Origin of the sequence: Streptomyces sp. NPDC048211 (assembly GCF_043202315.1) — a bacterium.
GTDB lineage: Bacteria > Actinomycetota > Actinomycetes > Streptomycetales > Streptomycetaceae > Streptomyces.
The window spans coordinates 980,044-1,002,640 of sequence record NZ_JBIDAD010000001.1 but is presented as its reverse complement, the minus strand read 5'-3'; the positions used below and the strand labels follow the sequence as shown (position 1 = coordinate 1,002,640).

Annotated in this window: 20 protein-coding genes; 16 read left to right on the top strand and 4 right to left on the bottom strand. The window is 73.2% G+C overall.

The features are described from left to right. Positions 1-136: 136 nt before the first annotated feature. The gene (locus ACGFZA_RS04630) at positions 137-1,291 is read right to left on the bottom strand and encodes a Ku protein (protein ID WP_385276113.1); all 1,155 of its coding nucleotides are present in this window, start codon (positions 1,289-1,291) and stop codon (positions 137-139) included. Between the two features lie 60 nt (positions 1,292-1,351). Here ACGFZA_RS04630 and ligD point away from each other — a divergent pair, with 60 nt between their 5' ends. The 8 genes from ligD (at position 1,352) to ACGFZA_RS04590 (ending at position 11,320) form a co-directional block, all read left to right on the top strand. Continuing rightward, positions 1,352-2,248, top strand: a complete 897-nt coding sequence (ligD, locus tag ACGFZA_RS04625; protein ID WP_393677089.1) for a non-homologous end-joining DNA ligase — start codon at positions 1,352-1,354, stop codon at positions 2,246-2,248. Between the two features lie 146 nt (positions 2,249-2,394). Continuing rightward, positions 2,395-4,653 (top strand): PBS lyase, encoded by a 2,259-nt coding sequence (locus ACGFZA_RS04620; RefSeq protein ID WP_393677087.1) that lies wholly within the window; start codon positions 2,395-2,397, stop codon positions 4,651-4,653. Then, the gene (locus ACGFZA_RS04615; RefSeq protein ID WP_393677085.1) at positions 4,650-4,985 is read left to right on the top strand and encodes a zinc-ribbon domain-containing protein; all 336 of its coding nucleotides are present in this window, start codon (positions 4,650-4,652) and stop codon (positions 4,983-4,985) included. Before ACGFZA_RS04620 ends, ACGFZA_RS04615 begins: the two co-directional genes overlap by 4 nt. A gap of 101 nt (positions 4,986-5,086) precedes the next feature. Further along, positions 5,087-5,878 carry a hypothetical protein gene (locus tag ACGFZA_RS04610; protein ID WP_385276124.1) on the top strand — a complete coding sequence of 264 codons (792 nt, stop codon included), beginning with the start codon at positions 5,087-5,089 and terminating at the stop codon, positions 5,876-5,878. After that, complete coding sequence (locus ACGFZA_RS04605; RefSeq protein ID WP_393677082.1) at positions 5,875-7,209, top strand: ATP-binding protein; 1,335 nt, start codon at positions 5,875-5,877, stop codon at positions 7,207-7,209. The genes ACGFZA_RS04610 and ACGFZA_RS04605 overlap by 4 nt, the downstream gene beginning before the upstream one ends. Before the next feature lie 83 nt (positions 7,210-7,292). Then, entirely contained in the window at positions 7,293-8,666 is a 1,374-nt protein-coding gene (locus tag ACGFZA_RS04600) for an FtsW/RodA/SpoVE family cell cycle protein (protein ID WP_385276130.1), read from the top strand. 51 nt (positions 8,667-8,717) lie between these two features. Then, the gene (locus ACGFZA_RS04595) at positions 8,718-10,175 is read left to right on the top strand and encodes a peptidoglycan D,D-transpeptidase FtsI family protein (protein WP_393677080.1); all 1,458 of its coding nucleotides are present in this window, start codon (positions 8,718-8,720) and stop codon (positions 10,173-10,175) included. A gap of 65 nt (positions 10,176-10,240) precedes the next feature. After that, positions 10,241-11,320, top strand: a complete 1,080-nt coding sequence (locus ACGFZA_RS04590; RefSeq protein WP_393677078.1) for an amidase family protein — start codon at positions 10,241-10,243, stop codon at positions 11,318-11,320. Positions 11,321-11,348: 28 nt separating this feature from the next. Here the strand turns inward: ACGFZA_RS04590 and ACGFZA_RS04585 are convergent, their stop codons facing one another. Both ACGFZA_RS04585 and ACGFZA_RS04580 read right to left on the bottom strand, forming a co-directional pair. Beyond that, positions 11,349-12,209, bottom strand: a complete 861-nt coding sequence (locus ACGFZA_RS04585; RefSeq protein WP_393677076.1) for a hypothetical protein — start codon at positions 12,207-12,209, stop codon at positions 11,349-11,351. 67 nt (positions 12,210-12,276) lie between these two features. Next, a complete protein-coding gene (locus tag ACGFZA_RS04580; protein WP_393677074.1) occupies positions 12,277-13,167 on the bottom strand; it encodes an ADP-ribosylglycohydrolase family protein in 891 nt (296 codons plus the stop codon). Positions 13,168-13,255: 88 nt separating this feature from the next. Between ACGFZA_RS04580 and ACGFZA_RS04575 the strand changes: the two genes are divergently transcribed. From ACGFZA_RS04575 to ACGFZA_RS04540, 8 genes are all read left to right on the top strand, one after another. Then, the gene (locus tag ACGFZA_RS04575; RefSeq protein ID WP_393677072.1) at positions 13,256-13,786 is read left to right on the top strand and encodes a GNAT family N-acetyltransferase; all 531 of its coding nucleotides are present in this window, start codon (positions 13,256-13,258) and stop codon (positions 13,784-13,786) included. Between the two features lie 12 nt (positions 13,787-13,798). Beyond that, complete coding sequence (locus tag ACGFZA_RS04570; protein ID WP_385276148.1) at positions 13,799-14,200, top strand: VOC family protein; 402 nt, start codon at positions 13,799-13,801, stop codon at positions 14,198-14,200. Further along, positions 14,197-14,727: a DUF664 domain-containing protein gene (locus tag ACGFZA_RS04565; protein WP_393677070.1), complete on the top strand. Its 531-nt coding sequence runs from the start codon at positions 14,197-14,199 to the stop codon at positions 14,725-14,727. The genes ACGFZA_RS04570 and ACGFZA_RS04565 overlap by 4 nt, the downstream gene beginning before the upstream one ends. 199 nt (positions 14,728-14,926) lie before the next feature. After that, positions 14,927-15,862: a diiron oxygenase gene (locus ACGFZA_RS04560; RefSeq protein WP_385276154.1), complete on the top strand. Its 936-nt coding sequence runs from the start codon at positions 14,927-14,929 to the stop codon at positions 15,860-15,862. 252 nt (positions 15,863-16,114) lie between these two features. Beyond that, complete coding sequence (locus ACGFZA_RS04555; RefSeq protein WP_385276157.1) at positions 16,115-16,867, top strand: TetR/AcrR family transcriptional regulator; 753 nt, start codon at positions 16,115-16,117, stop codon at positions 16,865-16,867. Positions 16,868-16,884: 17 nt separating this feature from the next. After that, the gene (locus tag ACGFZA_RS04550; protein ID WP_385276160.1) at positions 16,885-17,151 is read left to right on the top strand and encodes a hypothetical protein; all 267 of its coding nucleotides are present in this window, start codon (positions 16,885-16,887) and stop codon (positions 17,149-17,151) included. Positions 17,152-17,241: 90 nt separating this feature from the next. Next, complete coding sequence (locus ACGFZA_RS04545; RefSeq protein WP_393677067.1) at positions 17,242-19,836, top strand: PQQ-binding-like beta-propeller repeat protein; 2,595 nt, start codon at positions 17,242-17,244, stop codon at positions 19,834-19,836. A gap of 166 nt (positions 19,837-20,002) precedes the next feature. Next, positions 20,003-21,199, top strand: a complete 1,197-nt coding sequence (locus ACGFZA_RS04540; protein ID WP_385276165.1) for an NlpC/P60 family protein — start codon at positions 20,003-20,005, stop codon at positions 21,197-21,199. 147 nt (positions 21,200-21,346) lie between these two features. Here ACGFZA_RS04540 and ACGFZA_RS04535 read toward each other — a convergent pair whose 3' ends face one another. Then, on the bottom strand, positions 21,347-22,588 hold the full coding sequence (locus ACGFZA_RS04535; protein WP_385276168.1) for a styrene monooxygenase/indole monooxygenase family protein: 1,242 nt from the start codon (positions 22,586-22,588) through the stop codon (positions 21,347-21,349). Positions 22,589-22,597 lie beyond the last annotated feature (9 nt).

Sequence of the window (22,597 nt, the reverse complement as noted above, 5' to 3'; positions counted from 1 at the left end):
GCCGTGACGGCCACGCCGACTGCTTCAGGCCGAGGCCCGCGACGGCTGGCTCGTCGGCGTGGGAGCCCGTGACAGGCGGCTGTTCCACGCGTGAGCCTCGACGGCCGGCTCGTTCACTCAGGCGGCCCCGACTGCCTCACGCGGAGGCCCGTTTGCGCGGGGCGGTCTTCGTGCCGCTCCTCTTCTTGGCCGTCGTCTTCTTCGACGCCGTGGTCTTGGAGGCACCCGCCCCGGCCGTGGTCTTCTTCGCGCCGGACCGGCTGCCGGACGCACTCTTCTTCGCCGCGGGCTTGCCCGTACTCGCCGTGGACTTCTTCGCTCCGGAGGACTTGGGCGAGGAGGCGGACTTCCGCGTCCCGCCGGAGCCCGATCCGGACGAGGTGCGCGACACCGACTTGCCGGTGGGGGTCTTGCGGGTGGTGGAGCCCGACGGCTTGCGGCCGGAGATCGAGGTGACCTTCGCGACCTCCTCCTCGCCTTCCTCGTCCGCCGCTTCGTCCGACCCGCCCTCACCGCGGGCCTCCTTCGCGGCCCGGACGCTGTTCTCCAGGGCCGCGAGCAGGTCGATCACCTTCCCGCCGCCGGAACCGCCGGCCTCGGGGGCCTCCAGGACCTCCCCGGAGGCCTTGGCCGCGATGAGCTCCTCGACCGCCTCGCGGTAGTCGTCGTGCAGCGAGTCCATGTCGACCTCGCCGAGCGTGTCCATCAAGGCGTCCGCCAGGTCGAGTTCGGCGTCCCGGACCGAGACGTCGCTCTCCGGGGCGACGCCTTCGGGAGCCCTGATCTCGTCCGGCCAGAGCAGCCCGTGCATCGCGATCACGTCGTCGACCACGCGCAGCATCCCCAGGCGCTCCCGCCCGCGCAGCGCGTACTTGGCGAGGGCGACCTTCCGGCTCCGCTTCAGGGCCTCGCGCAGCAGGGTGTAGGGCTTGGCCGCCGGCACCCCGTTCGCGGAGAGGTAGTACGCGGCGTCCATCTGGAGCGGGTCGATGGAGTCGGCCGGCACGAAGGCGACGATCTCGATCGTCTTGGCGGTCGGCAGCGGCAGCGAGCCGAGGTCCTCGTCGGTGATCGGGATCAGCGAGCCGTCGGCGTCCTCGTACGCCTTGCCGATGTCGGCGGCGGTCAGTTCCTCGCCGTCCAGTTCGCACACCTTGCGGTAGCGGATGCGGCCGCCGTCGGTGACGTGGACCTGCCGGAAGGAGATCGAGTGGTTCTCGGTGGCGTTGACCAGCTTGATCGGGATGCTGACCAGCCCGAAGGAGATGGCGCCGTTCCATATGGACCTCACCGGTCACCCCTTACATCCGTTACGCCCGTGTTCATCCGTGTTTCGTGTGATTCTTATCGTATGACGCCGATCACAGTGGTGGAGGGGCGGCGGGTATCGCTCAGCAACCTGGACAAGGTGCTGTATCCGGCCACCGGCACCACCAAGGGCGAGGTGCTGCACTATTACGCGGCCACGGCGGCCGAGGCCCTGCTGGCGCATCTGCGGGACCGGCCTCTTTCCTTCCTGCGCTATCCGGACGGTCCGGGCGGGCAGCTGTTCTTCACCAAGAACCCGCCGCCCGGTACGCCGTCCTGGGTACACACCGCTCCCGTGCCGCACCACGAGAAGGAGCAGGCCAGGCAGGTCGTCGTCCAGGACCTGGCCTCGCTGATGTGGGCGGCCAACCTGGTGGTGGAGTTCCACACCCCGCAGTGGCGGGCCGACGCTCCGGGGCTGGCCGACCGCATGGTGTTCGATCTGGATCCCGGAGCACCCGCGACGGTCGTGGAGTGCTGCGCGGTCGCCCTCTGGCTGCGGGAGCGGCTGGCCGCGGACGGACTGGAGGCGTACGGGAAGACGTCCGGTTCCAAGGGGCTGCATCTGCTCGTCCCTCTGGAGCCCACCGCCTCCGAGCGGGTGTCGGCGTACGCGAAGGCGCTGGCCGTCCAGGCGGAGCGGGAGCTTCCTGATCTGGTGGTGCACCGGATGCGGCGGGCGCTGCGGCCGGGCAAGGTGTTCGTCGACTTCAGCCAGAACGCGGCGGCGAAGACGACCGCCACCCCCTACACCCTGCGCGCACGGGCCGAGCCGTCCGTGTCCGCGCCGGTCACCTGGACGGAGATCGAGGAATGCCGCAGGCCGGGGGATCTGGTCTTCCTGGCCGGCGACATGGCACAGCGGCTGGCGCGGTACGGCGATCTGCTCGCACCGCTCACCGAGCCGGACCGGGGACGGCCGATTCCGGACACCGCATAGGGCCGCTGTGGCCTGGACATACCGCAACCCCGCAGGCGTTGTCATGTTCAAGGGCAAAAGGCGGGATGGGGCGGGCGGATTGTCCGAGCGGTGGTGCACACTCTGCGCAGACACTGCTTCGTGGGAAACCGTGGGGAGGCGATGGCGTGTTCGCGGGGATCGACGAGGTCGACTGGGCCTCGATGGAGCATGCCTACGGGCCTGCCGATGATGTGCCGGGACTGCTCCAGGGCCTGGCGTCCGCCGATCCGTCGCAGCGCGAGGCCGCGCTGGACGGCATGTACGGGGCCGTGCACCACCAGGGTGATGTCTACGCCTGCACGCTCGCCTGCATCCCTTTCCTCTTCGAGCTGGTCGTCGATCCTGCGGTCCCGGACCGCGGGGGCATCGTCGAGCTGCTGACCAGCATCGGCGGCATCGACATCGACGAGGAGGACATCTGCGGGGCCGAGGACGAGGCCGAGGGCGCGGCGAACTACGCGATGGCGGCCGCCGCCGTCAGTGCGGGCGCCGGGGTCTTCTTCGCGCTGATGGCCGACGAGGACCCGGGGGTGCGGGTCTCCGCCCCGCTCGCGCTGGCCACCCTGCACGGCAGTCCGGCCCGTGTCCTGGCGCTGTTGCGCGAGCGTCTGGCGGTGGAACCGGATGACGAGGTGCGGCTCGCCCTGGTCGAGGCCGCGGGGCGGGTGGCGCTGCGCCACAGCCCGCTGACCGGGCGGATCGCCGACTGGCTGAGCCGGCTGGCCGCCGAGGCGAATCCTCCGGGGCTGCGGCTGGCGGCCCTCGCCCAGCTGGCCCGGTGCGCGCCCGAGGCACTGCCGGGCGACGTGGTGCGGGTGGTGGCGGGCCTGTTGCGGCAGCTGCGCTCGGCCCCCGGGACCCCCGAGACTCCCGAGATCCCCGAGGCTCCTGACCTCCCCGAGGTCCCCGAGACCCTCAAGGTCCCCGGGTGTCTGGGGGCCGCGCCAGGCACGGAAGCCCCGGAGATCCCCGGGACCCCGGGCGCCCCGGAGGCCCCCGATCCGGCGTGCCGGACGATCGGGGTGCACGGCGATCTCGATCCCGCCGCCGTGGAGGGCGCGCCCGTGACCCTGGTGGGGCAGGTGCGGGCCCTGCCGGCCGAGGGGCGGACCGGGCGCACCGCGCCCTGGACGGCCGATCTGCTGCGCACCCTGCACGTGGGCCTCGACGACCGGGTCGCCGACCGGACGGCGCTGCTGACGGATCAGCTGTGCAGCCCCGATCCGGGGCAGCGCATCGACGCCGTCCGGATGAGCAGCGGGCTGATCCGGGCCTGGCGCGGTTCCTACGAGGAGCTCGTGCGGCTCGTGGGTGAGCAGCTCGCCTCGCAGGAGCCGAAGCTGGCCGAGGCCGCCTCGCACGTCCTGGAGGAGCTCTTCGGTCTGGCCGCACCGGCCGCGGACGCGCTGGCGGCCCGGGTCGCGGCGGATCCGGGCGCCTGGGTGAAGGAATGGGCGAGCGGGCCGCCGGGACTCGGCAGCGCGGTGAAGGCCCTGGCCCGGCTGGGTGACGCACGCGTGGTGCCCGCGCTGGCGGCGGCGCTGGAGCGGCCCGAGGTGCCGCACGACGTGGGATTCGCCATCGGGTATCTGGGACCCGCCGCCGCTCCGCTGGCCGGTGTGCTGCGCCGCCGGCTGAGCGAGGTCGGGCTGGACGAGGAGGCGTACGACCGGGCGAGTCCGCTGCTCGCCGGGCTGACCGCGCTCCGGGACGGCGAGGCGGCGCCTGACGTGCTGCGGATTCTGCGCGGGGCGCCGGAGTACCGGGGCGAGTGGCTGCGTACGGCGGCGCTGCGGGCGCTCGGCTCGTTCGGGCCCGCGGCGCACTGCGCGGTCCCGGAGCTGCGGGCGCTGATACGCCGCCCCGGGACGGCGGGGGCCACGGAGGCGGCCGAGGCCCTCTGGGCGGTCGACGGGGACGCCGGGGCGGTGCTGCCGGTCCTGATCGAGGGGCTCCAGGCGGAGCACGCGCGCGAACGGCGGGCGGCGGCGAGCGCGCTGGGCAGGCTCGGCGCCCACGCGGCGGTGACGGCGCCGCGGCTGCGGGCGCTGCTCCAGCACGAGGAGATCTGGCTGCGGGTGGACGCGGCGATCGCTCTGTGGGAGGTTTCCGGACGGGCCGAGGAGTCCGTTCCGGTACTCCTCGCGGCCTGGGAGAAGAACCGCCATGTCAGGGTTCGGGTGGCCGAATGCCTGGCGCGGACGGGGGCTGCTGGTGCAGGGTCGGACGCGGCGCACGTGCTGCGCGCCGAGCTCGCCTCCGTTCGCCGTCACAACGCGATGGACGGCGGATACGGCAGCCACGACACATACGAGGACGAAAAGCTGCTGGCGCTCTGCCGCCGGGCGCTCCTGGGGAATACGGGGAAGGGACCCACGACATGATCATTTTCGGTACGCGAGGCTATCTCTACCAACTGGCGGTCCTGACTCTGGTCTGCGGCTGGTGCGGGAATCCGGCCGCGCACACCCTCCGCAAGCGGGTGACGAAGTTCACGCTGTTCTTCGTGCCGCTGTTCCCCTTCTCCACGAAGTACGCCACCCAGTGCACCTTCTGCGGCGGTGAGCAGAAGATCCCCAAGGAGCAGGCCGACCAGCTGCTCGCCCAGCACGTGGCCGCACAGGGCGAGAACCCCTTCGGCCCGTCCTCGCAGCAGCCGGGATACGCTCCGGGCGCGCAGGGCCAGGGGCAGGGCCAGAACCCGTATCAGCAGTAAATACGCATAAGGGACTTCCTTCCGAATAAGGTCTACGGAGCCGGGGCCGTGCGCACGCACGTGCGGTCCGGCCCGGCCGGCTGTCGGAATGGGAGGAAGACATGCGTCCGCAGTACCGGACGGGACGCCGCACGGCTGCCGCCGTCGCGGCCCTCACCGGCGCCGCGCTGCTGGCCGGCTGCGGCACCGGCGGCGAGCTGAAGAGCGCCGGACAGGCCCCTGCCGCCATCGGACCCGCCCGTCTGTGGCCCGAGCTGCCGCGCGCCTCCGCCGCCCCGTACGACTACGGCGAGGGCGAGACCGCCCGTATCCCCGGGATCACCGTCCCGGGCGGCGACGTGCACCGGCTGGACCCGGTGGAAGTGGTGCGGGCGGGGCTGAAAGCCCGTCCGGACCGGTCCAGCGGCACGGACACGCTCCCGGCCGCGACCGTACGGCGGATCAACGCCTGCCGGACCGCGCCCGCGTCCTGCCCGGTGCTGAAGCCGTACTTCCGCGACCTGACGGGCGACGGCCGGGACGAGATGGTCCTCGGTATCCAGCTGGCCGACCGCCAGCTCTCCGTACGCGTCTACATGCCGGACCCCGGTGGGCTCACCCGGATCATGTCGACCTCGGACGCCGTGATCAGCGTGGAGCTGGCCGGCCGGGACCTGATCATGCGGGCGCCGTCGGCCATCACGGGGTACGAGTACCGCACGGCCTGGTCCTGGGACGACCAGCAGCGCGCCATGCTGCCCACACAGGACGAGATCCTGCGGATGACCCCGCGCGCCGACCCCGGCCGCCGGCCCACCGGGAGCGCCCGGCCGACCATCGGGGCGACCCCGGCACCCGGCACCCCGGCCCCCACCGCCGCACCCTCGGCGGCCGTCACCGCGGAGCGCCGGTGAGAGGCCGGCGGACCGGCGCGTCCCGGGCCCGCCGTCCCCGGCGGCGGCCGCGCCTGCCCGCCTGGACCGCGACGCTCACCTGGAAGTCCGCGGTCTTCATCACCGTGATGTGCTGCGTGCTCGCCGCGCTCCTGGGCGTGCTGGTGCACACCGCCGTCACCCGTCAGACGGTCGGCCACGCCCGGGAGAAGGCACTGGCCCGGCTGGAGAACGTCACCGACGCCTACGCGGCGGGCGGGGCCCTGCCCCCGCGTTCCGGCATCGACCCGCCCGGGCTGCCCGAGCCGCTGCGCGCCCTGGCGGCGGGCGGCGAGCGCGGCACCATGGTCGCCGACCACCGCGGCCGCCCCACGATGTGGGCCGCGGCCCCGGCCGACGGGCACGCCCTGGCGACGCAGATCGACTACAGCCAGAACGCCCGCACCATCAACGGCCTGGACGGGGCGATCGTCGGCTCCTCGCTGCTCGCGATCGGCGCCACCTTGCTCGTCGGCGCGTTCGCCGTCACCCGGGTCACCCGCCGCCTGCACCAGACCGCCCGGGTGGCCCGCCGTATCGGCGCGGGCGATCTGGACGCCCGGGTCAACGACCCCCGCACGGCCGACCCCTCGCGCCGGCAGGACGAGGTGGCGATCGTCGCCGGAGCGCTGGACACCATGGCCTCGACGCTCCAGCGCAAGCTCGTCGCCGAGCAGCGCTTCACCGCCGATGTGGCGCACGAGCTGCGCACCCCGCTGACCGGGCTGTCGGCCGCCGCCGAACTGCTGCCGCCGGGCCGCCCGTCGGAGCTGGTGCAGGACCGGGTCCGGGCGATGCGCGCGCTGACGGAGGACCTGCTGGAGATCTCCCGGCTCGACGCCCGTACCGAACAGGTCGATCTCGACGTGCACGAACTGGCGCCGCTCGCCGAGCGGGTGGCGCAAGCCTCCGGCCCCGGCACCGAGGTCGCCGTGAGCGGACCGCCGGTGCGGGTCGAGACCGACAAGCGGCGCCTCGAACGGGTGCTCGGCAATCTGATCGGCAACGCGCACCGGCACGGCCGCCCGCCGGTGGTGCTGACGGTCGACGGGCCGGTGGTGACCGTACGCGACCACGGCGACGGCTTCCCGGACTATCTGCTCGCGGGCGGCCCGCAGCGCTTCCGCACGGAGGGCGGCACCAAGGGGCACGGCCTGGGGCTGACCATCGCCGTCGGGCAGGCGGAGGTGATGGGCGCCGGGCTGACCTTCGAGAACGCTCCGGACGGCGGGGCGGTGGCCCGGCTGACGCTGCCGGAGTACGTGCGCCTGGACCACGACGAGGAGCCGCCGCACTCCCCCGCCGGGACCTGACGGCCGGGACGACGCCCGGACCCACGAACTCCCACACCATGACATAAGGGAAATACCACCCACCTCTTGCTACGTTGCCTGGCATGACCGCAACGACGGTGGACGCACCCCCGCCCGAGCTGCGCCTGCCCAAGCGGCGCGGCGTGGAACTCTCGCTCCTCATCGGGGCCGTCCTCATCTCCGTCTACGGCTACGCCGCCGTCGGGCTGGCCCACGACGACGCGGTCCCGCCCGACGTCGCCGGATACGGCGGCGGACTCGGGCTGCTCGCCCTGCTCGCCCATCTCGCCGTCCGCTTCCGCGCTCCGTACGCCGATCCGCTGCTGCTGCCCATCGCCGTCCTGCTCAACGGCGTGGGCCTGGTGCTGATCTACCGGCTCGACCTGGAGACGCCGAGCGACCAGGCGGCGCCCACCCAGCTGATCTGGTCCACGCTCGGTGTCGCCTTCTTCATCGCGGTGGTGGTGTTCCTGCGGGACCACCGGGTCCTCCAGCGCTACGCCTATCTCTCGGTCGCCGCGGCTCTCGTCCTGATGATCGTGCCGATCTTCTTCCCCGCGGTGAACGGCGCCAAGATCTGGATCCGGGTCGGCGGATTCTCCTTCCAGCCGGGCGAGTTCGCCAAGATCCTGCTCGCCGTGTTCTTCGCCGCCTATCTCGCGGCGAACCACAACGCCCTCGCGTACACCGGCCGCAGGATCTGGAAACTGCAGCTCCCCACGGGCCGGGTGCTCGGCCCGATCGTGGCGATCTGGCTGATCAGCGTCGGCGTCCTGGTCCTGGAGCGCGATCTGGGCACCTCGCTGCTGTTCTTCGGCCTGTTCGTGATCCTGCTGTACGTGGCGACCGGCCGGACCGGCTGGATCGCCGTCGGGCTGCTGCTGGCCGCCGTCGGCGCGTTCGTCGTCGGCTCGTTCGAACCGCATGTGCACAGCCGGGTGCAGGACTGGCTCGACCCGTTCGCCTCCATCGACGCCGGCCGGGGCCCCGGGCAGCTCGCCCAGTCGCTGTTCGCCTTCGCGGCGGGCGGGATGCTCGGCACCGGCCTGGGGCTCGGCCACTCCATCCTGATCGGCTTCGCCGCCAAGTCCGACTTCATCCTGGCGACGGCCGGCGAGGAGCTGGGCCTGACCGGACTGACCGCGCTCTTCATGCTGTACGCCCTGCTGGTGGCGCGCGGCTACCGGGCCGGGCTCGCCCTGCGCGACGCGTTCGGCCGGCTGCTCGCGATCGGCCTCGCCTCGATCCTGGCGCTCCAGGTGTTCGTGATCGCGGGCGGGGTGATGGGGCTGATCCCGCTGACCGGCATGGCGATGCCGTTCCTCGCGCAGGGAGGTTCGTCGGTGGTCACCAACTGGATCATCGTGGCGCTATTGATCCGGCTCAGCGACGTGGCCCGCAGACCCCACCCCGACGACGTGGAGACCGGCGTCGTCGCAACGGCCCCGGAGGACTAGGGCGTGTTGTGAAAGTCCCGTCGACCGCCCAGGAGGCCAGGAGGCCAGGACATGATCCGCTACATCCGCCGCGCCGCGGCGTTCTGCCTGCTGCTGCTCGTGGCACTGCTCGTGAACGCGGCCCGCGTCCAGGTCTTCGAGGCCGACGAGCTCGACGACAACCCCGCCAACCGCCGTACCACCATCGACCGTTACGACCAGCCGCGCGGCAACATCCTGGTCGGCGGCCGGTCCGTCACCGGCTCGAAGGACACCGGCGAGCAGCTCGCGTACGAACGCACCTACCGCGACGGCCCGCTGTACGCGCCGGTGACGGGGTACGCCTCGCAGACGTACGGCACCACACTGATCGAGAACGCCGAGGACGCGGTCCTCTCCGGCACCGACCCCATGCTCGCCCCGCTGCCGTTCTGGAACGAGATCACCCGTGACCGGCAGCCGGGCGGCGATGTCGTCACCACGATCAAGGACTCCATGCAGCGCGCCGCCTACGAGGGACTCGGCGGCCGCCGGGGCGCGGTGGCGGCCGTCGAGCCGACGACCGGCAAGATCCTGGCGCTGGTCTCGACCCCGTCGTACGACCCCGGTCAGCTCTCCGGCACCGGTTCGTCGGTCACCGACTCCTGGCGCGAGCTCAACGCGTCCACGAGCCAGCCGATGCTGAACCGGGCGATCAGGCAGACGTATCCGCCCGGCTCCACGTTCAAGATCGTGACGGCGGCGGCGGCCCTGGACGCCGAGGTCGTCACCGATCCGGACGCCGAGACCGACACCCCGAGCCCCTATGTGCTGCCCGGCACCTCGACCACACTGCCCAACGAGGCGAGCGGCTGCGAGCAGGCGTCACTGGCCGAGGCGATCCGGGTCTCGTGCAACACCGTGATGGCGCACCTCGGGGTGCAGGTCGGGCTGGACGGCATGGTGGAGGCGGTCGGGAAGTTCGGCTTCAACGACACGGGGCTGAAGATCCCGTCCGGGGTGGCGAAGAGCAACTTCGACACGGAGATGAGCGACGACCAGCTGGCCCTGTCCTCCATCGGCCAGTTCGACACGACGGCGACCCCGCTCCAGATGGCGATGGTGGCCTCGGCGGTGGCCAACGGCGGCGACCTCATGTACCCGCACCTGGTGGACCGCACGACCACGCACAGCGGCTCCACCGTCCGCACCACCGGGTCGCGTTCCTACCACCGGGCGATGAATCCGATGACGGCGACGCGGCTGCGGCAGATGATGATCGACGTGGTGCAGGACGGAACCGGCACCAACGCGGCCATCGACGGGGCGACGGTCGGCGGCAAGACCGGCACGGCCCAGCACGGCATCGACAACTCCGGTACGCCGTATGCCTGGTTCATCTCCTGGGCGCAGGCGGAGGGGTCGGCGAGACCGGCGGTCGCCGTCGCCGTGGTCGTCGAGGACGCGGCCGCCGACCGGGCCGACATCAGCGGCGGCGGAAGCGCCGCGCCGATCGCCCGTTCCGTCATGGAGGCCGCGCTGGAAGACTGAGCCGGCGGGTTCCGCAGAGGCGGTCCCGGGGAGGGCCAGGGGTGTGGCCCGGGGAGGCCGATCCGGTGACGGACTTCAGGGATGCGGCCGCCGCCGAGGCGCTGGCCGCGATCGAGCGCGAGGATCCGCGGCTCTGCGCCTTCCTCGACGTGTGGCGCCACGAAGCCCTCGCCCGGCTGCCGGCGGCGTCCGGGCTCCCCCTGGCCGGGCTGCCGTTCGCGGTGAAGGGCCCCACCGGGATCCGCTCGTACGCCGCCCGGCGGCTCATCGCGGCCGGTGGCGTCCCCGTCGGCTCGACCTCCGTGCCCGGCCCCGGCACGTACTGGAAGACCTGGGGACTGGGCGCCCACGGGCGCACCGTCAACCCGTGGCGGCCGGACCGGACTCCGGGCGGCTCGTCGGCGGGCTCGGCGGTGGCGGTCGCGGCGGGGCTGGTGGAGCTGGCGACCGGCAGCGACGGGGCAGGGTCCGTGCGCATCCCGGCCGCCTGGTGCGGGGTGTTCGGGCTGAAGACGACCAACGGGCTGCTGCCCTCCCCCGACCGTTCCGGCCTCGCCTCGGCCGGGGTCCTGACCCGGACGGCCGCGCAGGCACGGACCTTTCTGCGCCACGTGCTGGACGACGGCTCCTACGGGCCGGAGACGGCCGGACCGCCCCTGCGCGCCGCCTACAGCCCGGACCTGGGATTCGCGGACGTCGACCCGGAGGTGGCGGCGGTGGTGCAAAGGGCGGTGAGGAAACTGGTCGCGGCGGGCGTGGTGCGGCTCGCGGACGGCGGCTGCGACCTGCTGGACCCGGGCGCGGCCTGGCTTGCCGTGCGGAACGGGGAGGTCCCGCCGCACCTCGGGGAGGTCCGGCGGGAGAACGACCGCAGGCTGGACGCCTTCTTCGCGGGCGCGGCGCTGCTCCTCACGCCCGTCACGCCCAACCGCCCGCACGGCCACGGCGGTCCGGGCGAGCTCTATTCCACCGCGCTGACCTGGGCGTTCAATCTGAGCGGACATCCGGCGGCGAGCGTGCCCGCCGGATTCACCCCGGACGGCTGCCCGGTCGGGCTCCATCTGGTGGCACGCCGCGGCGCGGACGCCTCGCTGCTCGCCATGGCCTGTGCGGTGGAGGAGGCGCTGGGGCCCCTGCGGCCGTGACGGCCGGTGCCCCGGAGCCGGAGCCCGGTCAGCCGGCTTCGGTGGCGGCTATCGGCTTGCGCGACTCGGCCCTGACCTTCGCGGTGTCCAGCGCGGCCTTTTCGAGGTCGACCTTCTCCGGGGCCTGGAGCGCGGTCTCGGCGGTGACGACGGCGACGAAGGACGCGGTGTTGTCGTCGCCCCACGCGCACATGGGGAGGGTGCTGCTGACGGCGCCCTCCTTCGACCGCACGACCTGGCAGGAGACCGTGATCCCGTACCCCTCGGGGGTGAACTCCCTGGCGGGTACGGCGATGGTCATGCCCTCGTTCTGGGTCGCTCCCTCCAGGATCTTGTCCCGGGTGAGCCCGGGCTTCTTGATACGGCCCCACATGCCGGAGACGACCAGCGTGCCACCACTCGCGGAGGAGTACAGGGCGACGACGGCCTTCGCGTCGCGGATGCTCGGGTCGTAGGTCTCCTCGATGTCCTTCCCGTCGGTCGACGAGGAGTCCTTGGTCAGCGTGTACTCGTCGTCCAGCAGCTTCTTCGGCACGGTCAGCCGGTATTCGGCCGCCGGAAAGCCCCCGCCGGAGGCGAGCCCGCCCTCGTCCATCTCGTCCGCCAGCCGCGCGATACCGAACGCGAGCCCGCCCGCCACTACCAGGACGCCGACGGTGATCCCCGCGATCAGCCCGGTGCGCTTCCTCCTCGGCGGCGGCATCCCGGGGAACCCGGGACCGCCCGGTCCCGGCACACCCCAGGGCTGAGGTGTCTGCGGATACCCGTAGGGCACCTGGCCCGGCACCGGCTGCTGCGCGTAGGGGTTCTGCTGGGGCTGCGGCGGCCCGTACGGGCCCTGCGGCGCTCCGTAGGGGCCCTGCGGGGGCTGGGGCGGCGGCGTGGTCATGGCGCCCAAGTTACGTCATGCACACGAACACCGTTTCGATCCGCCCGGGCGGTGACCGGACACCCCATCAGCTCAGCGGCTCGCGGCGTCGCAGCCACTCGGCCGGCACCCCCTCGACCCCGGTGACCGCGCCGACGACCCCGCCGGTGATCGCGCACGTGGTGTCGACGTCCCCGAGCCCCTCGGCGGTGGCCCAGAGGGCCGCTTCCAGGTCGTCGGGGTGGCGGGCCGCGGTCCACAGGGCGAACGGCACGGTGTCGTCGGAGCGGATGCGCTGCCCGTTGCCGAGCAGGTCCGCGGCCTGCCACGGCTCGGTGCCGAACGGCACGTCCACGGCCCGCAGCAGTCCGTCCCGCACCTCCCCCGCGGGGGTCCGCCCGGCGACCCGGGCCAGCGTGAACTCGCCGCGCACCGCCAGCGCCGCCGCCACCGCGACCGCCACCGCGCCGGCGATCCCCTCCGGGTGGGCGTGGGTGACCTCCGCCTGCAGCGCGGCCTGTTCGGCCGCGTGGCCGACGTCCCGGTGGAAGCGCGCCCCGAGCGGGGCGACCCGCATCGCGGCGCCGTTGCCGAGACTTCCGCCCTCGAACAGCTCGGGAGCCAGCGTCCGCCAGCCGGCCGGGGACGTCAGCAGCTCGGGCAGCAGGAGGTGCATGCCGTGGCCGTACCCGCGTGCCGGATCGGACTCGAAGGCGAGCGCGAAATACAGCGCGAGCCGGTCCTGCTCGACGTGCCCGTGGTCGTCGAGCACCCGCTGCAGCGCACGAGCCAGGGCGGTGTCGTCGGTCCAGTGCCAGACGGGCTCGTGCGGTGTGCGACGCGCCCTGATCTCGTTGTACGCCTGGCGGGGCTTCCGGAACAGCGGGAACCACCGCTCGCCGAACGCGTCCCCGAGCGCGAGGCCTTCGAGACTGCGGCGTGCGGCGGCGGGGTCCGGGACAACACTGGTGGTGGCCATGGCCCCATCCTTCTGCCGCGCGCCCGGGGCCGTACACCTGTTTTCGGCCTCGCCGCGACCCGCCGCGGCCTCATGTGATCCTTGCGCCATGAACGATCGACCCGGCCTTTCCGTCGTACGGCCTCCCGCGCACACGCTCTCGGCCGTGCACGGGCTGTCGGCCCTGCTCGCCGACTACCACTTGAAGACCGAGTCCGAGAAGGGCCTGCCCGTCGCGGACGTGGCCGCGCTGCCCGCCCGGTACCGGGCGGAGGCCGAGGATCCGGACCGCGCGTTCGCCGACGCCGTCGTGCTCGTCGCGCAGGACGGGGGCACCGCCAGGGGCTGCATCGTGGTCACCGCCCCCGTGGACGGGCGCGTGGAGATCAAGCGGCTGTGGACGGATCCCGGGTTCCGCGGCCGGGGCGTCGCCTCGGCCCTGCTCGACGCCGCGCTCGCGCACGCCGCGCGGGGAGGGGCCCGCACCGTGCGCCTGTCGGTGTGGCAGTGGCGCACCGGAGCCGTCTCGCTCTACGAACGGTTCGGCTTCGCCGTCACCGCGCCGTGGGACGAGCGGGCGGGACTGGTCTGCATGGAGCGGGCGGCCCCAACCCCCTGTACAGAGCAGGCCCGTTCGTAGATCGTTGCTGCCGTGACAGAAACGGACGGCCCGAAGAACTGGCCGGGCAGCATCAGCGCACTCACCCTGTTCACCGAGGACCTGGCGGAGACCAAGCGGTTCTACCAGGAGGTCTTCGGACTGCCGGTGACGTACGAGGACGACAACTCGGCCGTGTTCACCTTCGGCAACACCCTCATCAACCTGCTGCGGGCCACCGCCGCGCACAGCCTGATCGCACCGGCGGACGTCGCCGTCCCTGAGGCCGGCGCCCGGATGCAGCTCACGCTTCCCGTGGACGACGTGGACGCCATGTGCAAGGTGCTGGCCGATCGCGGTGTGACGCTGCTCAACGGGCCGGTGGACCGGCCCTGGGGCATCCGTACCGCCAGCTTCCGCGACCCGGGCGGCCACGTCTGGGAGATCGCCCGATGACCGAGGCCGAGGCCGGAGCGGGGACCCCGGCCCCCGGCGCGGAGATCCGGGCCCTCCTGTCGTCCCTGGACGGGCAGCGCCGTCATGTCCTCGGCATCCTGGAGGGGCTCGATGACGAGGCCCTGCGGCTTCCCGTCCTGCCGTCCGGGTGGAGCTGCCTGGGGCTCGTCCGGCATCTGGCGCTCGACGTCGAACGGTTCTGGTTCCGTGCCGTGTTCGCCGGGGACGAGGCCGAGATCGCCGCCCTGGACGAGACCGGCGACGCCTGGCAGGTGCCGTCCGGCGCGGACGCCGCCGAGGTGCTCGACCTGTACCGCACGCAGACGCGCCTCGCTGACGCCGTCGTCACCGCGGCCACGGCCGGCGCCCCCTTGGCCTGGTGGCCCCACGAGCAGTTCGGCGCACCGCATCTGCACACGCTGCGGGATGTCGTGCTGCACGTCATCACGGAGACCGCGTGCCACGCCGGTCACCTCGACGCCGCACGCGAGCTCCTCGACGGCCGGCGGTGGCTGGTCCTGACGTAGCCCGTACCGGATGGGCCGCCGGCCGGCTCCCTCACTTCCCGGGGTCGCGCCAAGCCCTGCGAAGCAGTGCCCAGTCGACTGACCGGACCCGTTGGTAGACGCCCGGTCAACAAGTCGCGCACGGGGGATTGACGGCCTTGCTGACAGGTAGTCTCATAAAGGGTGACCGCCGGTAACCCATGGGAGGGTGCGTCCAGTCATGACGACCGCGACCGAACGCGATGTGCAGGTGCTCCGCGACGCACTCGGCCCGCTCCGCGACCGCGAGCAGATCGCCGAACGGCTCCTGGAAGCCTCCGCCAAGCACTCCTTCGACCCGGACAAGGAGCTCGACTGGGACGCGGCGGCCGAGGACGGCAAGTGGTTCTGGCCGCCCGAGCTGGTCTCCCTCTACGACACCCCGATGTGGAAGCGGATGTCGCTGGAGCAGCAGCAGGACCTGGCCCGGCACGAGTCCGCCTCACTGGCCTCGCTCGGCATCTGGTTCGAGATCATCCTCATGCAGCTGCTGGTCCGCCACATCTACGACAAGCCCGTGGTCAGCAACCACGTCCGCTACGCGCTCACCGAGATAGCCGACGAGTGCCGGCACTCCATGATGTTCGGCCGCATGATCACCTACGGCGCGGCGCCCTGCTACCCCGTGCCGCGCCGCTACCACAATCTGGCCCGGGTGCTGAAGACCGTCTCCACGACACCGGGTTCGTTCGCGGCGACACTGCTCGGCGAGGAGATCCTCGACTGGATGCAGCGCCTGACCTTCCCCGACGAGCGCGTCCAGACCCTGGTGCGCGGCGTGACCCGTATCCATGTGGTCGAGGAGGCGCGGCACGTCCGGTACGCCCGCGAGGAGTTGCGCCGCCAGATGGTGACCGCCCCGCGCTGGGAGCGCGAGCTCACCCGGGTCAGCTGCGGGCAGGCGGCCCGCGTCTTCTCCGTCTGCTTCGTCAACCCGCAGGTGTACGAGAACGTCGGCCTGGACCGGCAGGAGGCCGTGGCCCAGGTACGGGCGAGCGGGCACCGGGCGGAGGTCATGCAGTCGGGCGCCAAGCGGCTGACGGACTTCTTCGACGACATCGGGGTCCTCAACGGCGTGGGACGCAGGCTGTGGAAGAGCTCGGGCCTGCTGGCCTGAGGGCGCCGGCATCCCGCGAGCCCCGCCCGGATCGGGCCGGGCTCGCGGGGTCCGCGCCGATCCGCACGCACGACCCTGACGGCCCGGTGTGCGAGACGGAGCGGGCTCCCGAAGACGTGCGACTCCGCCCCCGGCGTCGGCGTCGGCCGACGACGCTCCGCGTCGCCTCCCTCCTCCGCGTCGGACGCGAAGCCGCATGACGCCGCTCGCCGAACCCCTCTCTCTCGCACACCGGGTCGTTAGGCTGCTCCTATGACCCCTGCCGCAGCCGCGCCGCCGACCCGTGCGTACCGAAGGCTCAGCGTCGAGGAGCGGCGCACCCAGCTCCTCGGTGCGGCACTCACCCTGTTCGCGCACCGGGCCCCCGACGAGGTCTCGCTCGACGAGGTCGCGACGGTGGCCGGAGTCTCGCGTCCGCTGGTCTACCGCTACTTCCCCGGCGGGCGGCAGCAGTTGTACGAGGCGGCCCTCAGGTCCGCCGCGGAGGCGCTGATCCTGTGCTTCGCCGAACCGGCCGCGGGCCCGCCCACCGAGCGGGTGACACGGGTCCTCGACCGCTACCTCGCCTTCGTCGACGAACACGACGCCGGCTTCAGCGCGCTGCTGCGCGGCGGCAGCGTCGCCGAGACGTCCCGGACGAGCACGATCGTCGACGAGGTACGGCGGGCGGCGGCCGAGCAGATCCTGCTGCATCTGGGCCGGGGCACGGACAGCGAACCCGCGCCCCGGATGCGGATGATGGTGCGGACCTGGATCGCGGCGGTCGAGGCGGCCTCGCTGATCTGGCTGGACGAGGGGAAGCAGCCGGCCGCGTCCGATCTGCGCGACTGGCTCGTCGACCAGTTCATCGGGCTCCTCGCCGTCACGGCGGCCACGGACCCGGAGACCGCGTCGGCGGTGGCCGAACTGCTGCCGCTGGAGACCGCGGCCGGCCCGGCCGGCCGGCTGGCGGACCGGCTGGCGCCGCTGCTGGGCGCGGCCGGGCATCTGCTGCCGCCCGGCTGATCGGTCAGACTGGGGCGGTGAGAAGCGAGAACACCCCCTTCACCGGAGGCCCGCTGGACGGGCGGGTCCTGCCCGTCCTCGTCGGCGCGACCGGCCACCCGCCCAAGTGGTACGAGGTCCCGGTCCCGGCCGGCGACGGCGGACCCGCCACCGTGTACGCGTACCGCAGGGTCCCCGCCGGACACACCAAGCGGCTGGGCATCCAGCGGGGCTGGATGTACGAGTACGCCCCGGACGGCCGTGACCGCCACAGCCCCAAGTGGCCCTGGTCGAAGCCGCGCTGAGGACGCTCGTCACCACCCCCGGCGGCCGGGACCCGCGGACCCTCTAAGATCGACGGTCTGGTCCGAGGGACGGTCACAAGGGGGTGCGCCATGGAGGCGCTGCGTCAGGACGATCCACACCGCTTCGGCCCGTACACCGTGCTGGCACGGTTCCGTGAGACGGCCGCCGCGGTCCAGTACCTCGCGCACGGATCGGCTCCGGACGACCTCGTCGTGATCACCGCGGCCCGGCCGGCGCTGGCCGCGCTGCCCGCGTTCCGGCGGCGCTTCCAGGCGGAGTCACGGACCGCGGACCGCCTGGCCGGCGGCTGGGTGGCGGCACGGCTCGACACGCCTGCCGATGGTGCCGGGGACGACGACCGGCTCTGGACGGCCTCGGCGTACGTGCCGGCGCTGACCCTCGCCGAGGCGGTCGACATCGCCGGACCGCTTCCCGAGCGTGTCGTGCGGATACTGGGCGCGGGCATCGCCGAAACGCTCTCCCGGGTCCACGCGACCGGCGCCGTGCTGCAGGGTCTCGCCCCCAGGACCGTGCTGCTGGCCGAGGACGGGCCGCGGCTCACCGCCTTCGGGCCCCTGGGCGCGGCGGCCGACGCCGAGGCGCGGCCGGGCGGCCAGCTCTCCGTGCGGCTCGGCTATCTGACTCCGGAGCAGGTCGCCGGCCAGGAGGCCGGGCCGGCATCGGATCTCTTCGTCCTCGGCCTGCTGCTCGCGTACGCGGCGACGGGCAGCACCCCGCTGGCGGACGGCCCGGCCGCCGAGGCCGCCGACCGGATCGCACGCAGCGCGCCCCACCTGGACGCGGTGCCGGACGAGTTGCGTGAGCTGGTCGCCAAGTGTCTGGCGAAGGATCCCGCCGACCGTCCGACCGCGGGCGCGGTGGCGGCGGAGCTGGCGCTGGAAGGTGCGGCCGGACTCGCGAAGGGCGGCTGGCTGCCCGGGCCGCTGGCGGCCGCCGTGGCCGACCAGGGCGCCCGGGTACGGATGCTGGAAGCCGCGCCTCCCGCTGTTGAGGCGGCGGCGGTGGCGGACGCCCCCGAAGTGCGCGACGCCGTCCCCGCCGCCGTCGAGGACACGCCGCCCCAGGCCGCTCCCGCGCTCCCGCCCGCCCCGCCCGCCCCGCTCGCTCCCGGTCGCGACACCCGGACCGCTCAGTTCGGGGTCATCGACCACCAGGCCCCGCGCCCCGACCGGGTCACCACCCAGCTCTCCCTGCCGCACGAGCCGCCGGGGCAGCCTGCGGGCGTCCCCGCCGCACCCGCGGCCCCGCACCCGCAGGCATCGCCCGCCCCCGCACCGCCGGCCCCCTTCCCCGCCGCCGCTCCCCCGGCCGCCGCGAGGCCCACTGCCCCGAAGCCCCCCTCCGCCGACCGGCGGACCCTGCTGATCGGGTCCGCCGCCGGGGTGGCCGGCCTGCTGGTCGGGGGCGGCGGCGTGCTCGCGCTCACGTCGGGTGACGACGGCGAGCCCACGGTCGACGCGAAGCCCGCCCCCGGCCCCAGCCGGCCGGTGGTCGCCGGGCTGCCTCCGCAGCCGCGCTGGATCTACACCCACCCGGCGGCCGAGCCCGCCCCCCTCACCGCCGCCCTGTGGAACGAACGGATGCTGGTCCTGACCGGCGAGACCCAGGCGTCCGCCGTCGATCTGAGCACCGGGCGCCGGCTCTGGGAGAGCCCGGACGCCGCCGAGGGCCAGGCCGCCCTGCCGGCGGGCAAGGAGTTCGTCTTCGTCGCCGGCCCGTCCGAATTCCTGTGGCTGTCCGCAAAGGACGGCCGGGTCGCCCACCGGGTGGCGTACGCCGACGGGTTCGCGGACGCTCCGCACCTGTCGGTGCAGCGGCTCGTCGGATCGTCGGGTCCGGAGCTCTGGTTCACCGGCTCCCACCAGGTGACCGTCAAGGCCCCCAAGCCCAAGAAGGGCAAGAAGCGCGGCAAGGACAAGAAGGTCGTCACGTCGTATCTGTTCGGGTACGACATCGAGCAGCGCAAGGAGCTGTGGCGGACGCCCGTGCCCACCGGCCGGGGCCCGGCCGCGCCCGTGTACCAGTTGACGGCGGTCCGGCCGGACGCCGTCGTCGTACGGCAGGACCGGCTGACGCTCACCCCCGCCGAGGTGAAGGCCGCCAAGGGCAAGGCCCGCTTCCGCAGCTTCGACCGGAAGACCGGGAAGCTCCAGTGGACCAAGGCGTTCGGCACGGTCGCCCCCGACGCGGCGGCCGTGGGAGACGCGGACGGAGTGCTGTACGCGGCGGTCGGCGCCGATCTGCGCGCCTTCGAGACGCCGGACGGCAAGCCGAAGTGGACGCTGAACGGCACCCCGGACTCCGTCTTCGGGACCCCGGTCGAGGCCGGCGCGGTGCTGCACACCACCAGCCGCAACCAGGAAGTGGGCGTGGCCGACCGGGAGACCGGAAAGCTGCGCTGGCGCCGCTCCACGGAGGCGGTGGCCAACGGATCGGCCCCCGCGGTCACGGTCAGCGGCTCGGGCGGCACGCTGCTCGCGGCGGGCGCCGGGCAGGTGACCGCGTTCTCCGCGGCCGACGGGCGGCGGCTCTGGAAGTTCCAGGACATCGGGGCCCAGGACCCGGAGGGGGAGAAGGTCACCGCCTCCTACCAGGTGCTGTCCTTCGGCAGAACCGCGATCGTCCGGCGCGGGGGCGTGGTCTACGCGTTCCCGGTCGACTGACCGGGCCGGCGGCGGCCCCACGGGCCGCCCCGCCGCCTTCCGGGGGAATCGGCACGCCGCCACACCCGGAGGTTCTTGCATCACCTGACGGTGCGTGAGCGTATGGAGGAATTGCGCTCACTCATGGGGTAGTCGCACGATTCACCCCGTTTCCGGAGGTGGTGTCGTGTCGGGCAAACTCCTGCGCTCCCTCGGCACGGCGGCGCTGGCAGCCGTCGTCGTGACCTCTCCGGCCGCGGCTCTCGCGGCCCCCTCGCCCGCACCCTCACCGGCCCCTTCGCCGGGCCCCGGGGACCAGGGCGACCCGGCCGCCGGACCCGGAGCGGCGCCGGGCGGCGTCGCCGCGCTGCTGACCGAACTCCAGCGGCTGTACCAGCAGACCGAGGAGGCCACCGAGTCCTACAACGGGACGGCGGCCGAGCTGAAGAAGCGGACCGCCGAAGCGAAGAAGCTGGACTCCGCGCTCGTCACCGCCCGGCTCCAGCTGTCCCGCAGCCGCGACGCCGCCGGGCGGCTGGCCCGTGAGCAGTACCAGGGCCGATCCGATCTCTCCGCGTATCTGCGGCTGCTGCTGATGCGCGATCCCGAGTACGCGCTGGACCAGGGCCAGGTGGTCCAGCGGCTGGCCGCCGGCCGGGTGGCGACCGTGAAGCGGCTCGGCGGCGCCGAGAAGCGTGCCGCCGAACTGTCGGAGCGCTCCCGCAAGGTGCTGGACCGGCAACAGGTCCTGGCGGCCCAGCAGAAGAAGCAACGGGACACGGTCCGCTCACGGCTCAAACAGGTCGAGGGCCTGCTCGCCGCCCTCTCCGCGGACCAGATCGCCGAGCTGTCCCGCCTGGAACAGAAGGGCACGGCCAAGGCCCAGGACGCCCTGCTCGCCTCCGGCGCCCTGTCCTCGTTCCGCCCGGCGACCGCCGAGGGCGGCGAGGCGGTCCGGTACGCGGTCGAGCAGATCGGCAAGCCGTACGTGTGGGGCGCGGAGGGGCCGGACTCGTTCGACTGCTCCGGACTCACCTCGCAGGCCTGGGCGAGTGCCGGGCGCGACATCCCCCGGACCTCGCAGGAGCAGTGGCGGCAGTTGCGCAAGGTGCCGCTGAACGCCCTGCGCCCGGGCGACCTGGTGATCTACTTCCCGAAGGCGACGCACGTGGCGCTGTACATCGGCAACGGCCTGGTGGTGCAGGCGCCCCGGCCCGGCTCCCGGGTCAAGGTCTCCCCGGTGGCGTCGAATCCGCTGCTGGGCGCTGTCCGGCCCGATCCGGAGAGCGCGCCGCTGGCCACGTACACACCGCCGGAGCTTCCCGACGGGGCCTCCGAGGGCTCCGACGAGGGTTACGGGGACACCTCGGCGCCCGCCGAGTAGCGTCCCGCCGAAGCGGCCATCCGAGCGGCGCCCCGCCACCCGGCGGCTGCCGCCCGGCTCCCGCCCGGACACACATCGGCCGGGCCGGGGCCCGCCGGAGATCCGGCTGTGCCCGGCCCGGCCGGTGCGTCTTCGGTACGGGATGGCTCAGGCGGCCGGACCCGCGACCGAGGCGAGGTACGCGTTCGTCTTCTCGGGCTCGAAGAAGAAGTTGTCGAAGTCCGCCGGGTTGTTGAACCCGTTGGCGAAGCGGTCGGCGACCTGCTGGAACTGACCGCCGGCGCCGATCAGGTTCAGCACGTGCTCCGGCGGGACGCCGAGCATCGCGTTCGTCCACTTCGTGACGTGCTGGGCGGTGTCCCAGTAGCGGTCGAACGTGGACTGCATCCAGGCCGCGTCGAACTCGCCGTCGCCGTGCTCGATGATCGAGTCCAGGTAGGCGTTCGCACACTTGGAGGCCGAGTTGGAGCCCTGCCCGGTGATCGGGTCGTTGGCGACGACCACGTCCGCGACGCCGAGCACCAGGCCGCCGCCGGGGAGCCGGCCGATCGGCTTGCGGACGGTCGGGGCGTAACGGCCCGCCAGGGTGCCGTTGGCGTCGGTCAGCTCGACCTTGGTGGCGCGTGCGTACTCCCACGGGGTGAACCGTTCCATGAGCTCCAGCGTCTTGGCGAGGTGCTCCGAGGGGTCCTTGATGCCCTGGAACGCGTCGAGCGGTCCGCCCGGGATGCCCTCCCAGAACAGGATGTCGGCGCGGCCCGACGTGGTCAGGGTCGGCATCACGAAGAGCTCGCCGACGCCCGGGACCAGGTTGCAGCGGACCGCGTCGAAGTCGGGGTGCTCCGGGCGCGGACCCATGCCGTGGACGTACGCGACGGCCAGGGCGCGCTGCGGGGCGTCGAACGGCGAGCGGGACGCGTCCCGGCCGAACATGGAGACCAGCTCGCCCTTGCCGGCCGAGACCATCACCAGGTCGTAGGTGCGCGAGAAGTAGTCCAGGTCGGAGACCGCCGCACCGTGGATGACGAGCTGTCCGCCGCGCTGGGCGAAGGTCTCCATCCAGCCGGCCATCTTCACGCGCTGGTCAACGGACTGGGCGAAGCCGTCCAGCTTGCCGACCCAGTCGATGGCGCGCGAGGAGTCGGGCGCGGCGACCGAGACGCCGAGGCCCTCGATGCGCGGGGCCTGGGACTCCCAGAAGTTGAGCTGGTAGTCCCGCTCGTGCTGGAGGGCCGTGTGGAACATGCACTGGGTCGACATGACCCGGCCGGAGCGGATCTCGTCGGCGGTGCGGTTGGACATCAGGGTGACTTCGTAGCCCCTGGACTGCAGTCCGAGGGCGAGCTGGAGTCCGGACTGGCCGGCTCCGACTATGAGTATCTTCCGCATCGCGGTTCT

Excerpts from the sequence above, each read along its gene's own strand:
- ACGFZA_RS04610 (WP_385276124.1), top strand. The coding sequence starts at position 5,087 with ATGCGTCCGCAGTACCGGACGGGACGCCGCACGGCTGCCGCCGTCGCG.
- ACGFZA_RS04600 (WP_385276130.1), top strand. The coding sequence starts at position 7,293 with ATGACCGCAACGACGGTGGACGCACCCCCGCCCGAGCTGCGCCTGCCC.
- ACGFZA_RS04545 (WP_393677067.1), top strand. The coding sequence starts at position 17,242 with ATGGAGGCGCTGCGTCAGGACGATCCACACCGCTTCGGCCCGTACACC.
- ACGFZA_RS04615 (WP_393677085.1), top strand. The coding sequence starts at position 4,650 with ATGATCATTTTCGGTACGCGAGGCTATCTCTACCAACTGGCGGTCCTG.
- ACGFZA_RS04555 (WP_385276157.1), top strand. The coding sequence starts at position 16,115 with ATGACCCCTGCCGCAGCCGCGCCGCCGACCCGTGCGTACCGAAGGCTC.
- ACGFZA_RS04575 (WP_393677072.1), top strand. The coding sequence starts at position 13,256 with ATGAACGATCGACCCGGCCTTTCCGTCGTACGGCCTCCCGCGCACACG.
- ACGFZA_RS04595 (WP_393677080.1), top strand. The coding sequence starts at position 8,718 with ATGATCCGCTACATCCGCCGCGCCGCGGCGTTCTGCCTGCTGCTGCTC.
- ACGFZA_RS04585 (WP_393677076.1), bottom strand. The coding sequence starts at position 12,209 with ATGACCACGCCGCCGCCCCAGCCCCCGCAGGGCCCCTACGGAGCGCCG.
- ligD (WP_393677089.1), top strand. The coding sequence starts at position 1,352 with ATGACGCCGATCACAGTGGTGGAGGGGCGGCGGGTATCGCTCAGCAAC.
- ACGFZA_RS04560 (WP_385276154.1), top strand. The coding sequence starts at position 14,927 with ATGACGACCGCGACCGAACGCGATGTGCAGGTGCTCCGCGACGCACTC.
- ACGFZA_RS04565 (WP_393677070.1), top strand. The coding sequence starts at position 14,197 with ATGACCGAGGCCGAGGCCGGAGCGGGGACCCCGGCCCCCGGCGCGGAG.
- ACGFZA_RS04535 (WP_385276168.1), bottom strand. The coding sequence starts at position 22,588 with ATGCGGAAGATACTCATAGTCGGAGCCGGCCAGTCCGGACTCCAGCTC.
- ACGFZA_RS04580 (WP_393677074.1), bottom strand. The coding sequence starts at position 13,167 with ATGGCCACCACCAGTGTTGTCCCGGACCCCGCCGCCGCACGCCGCAGT.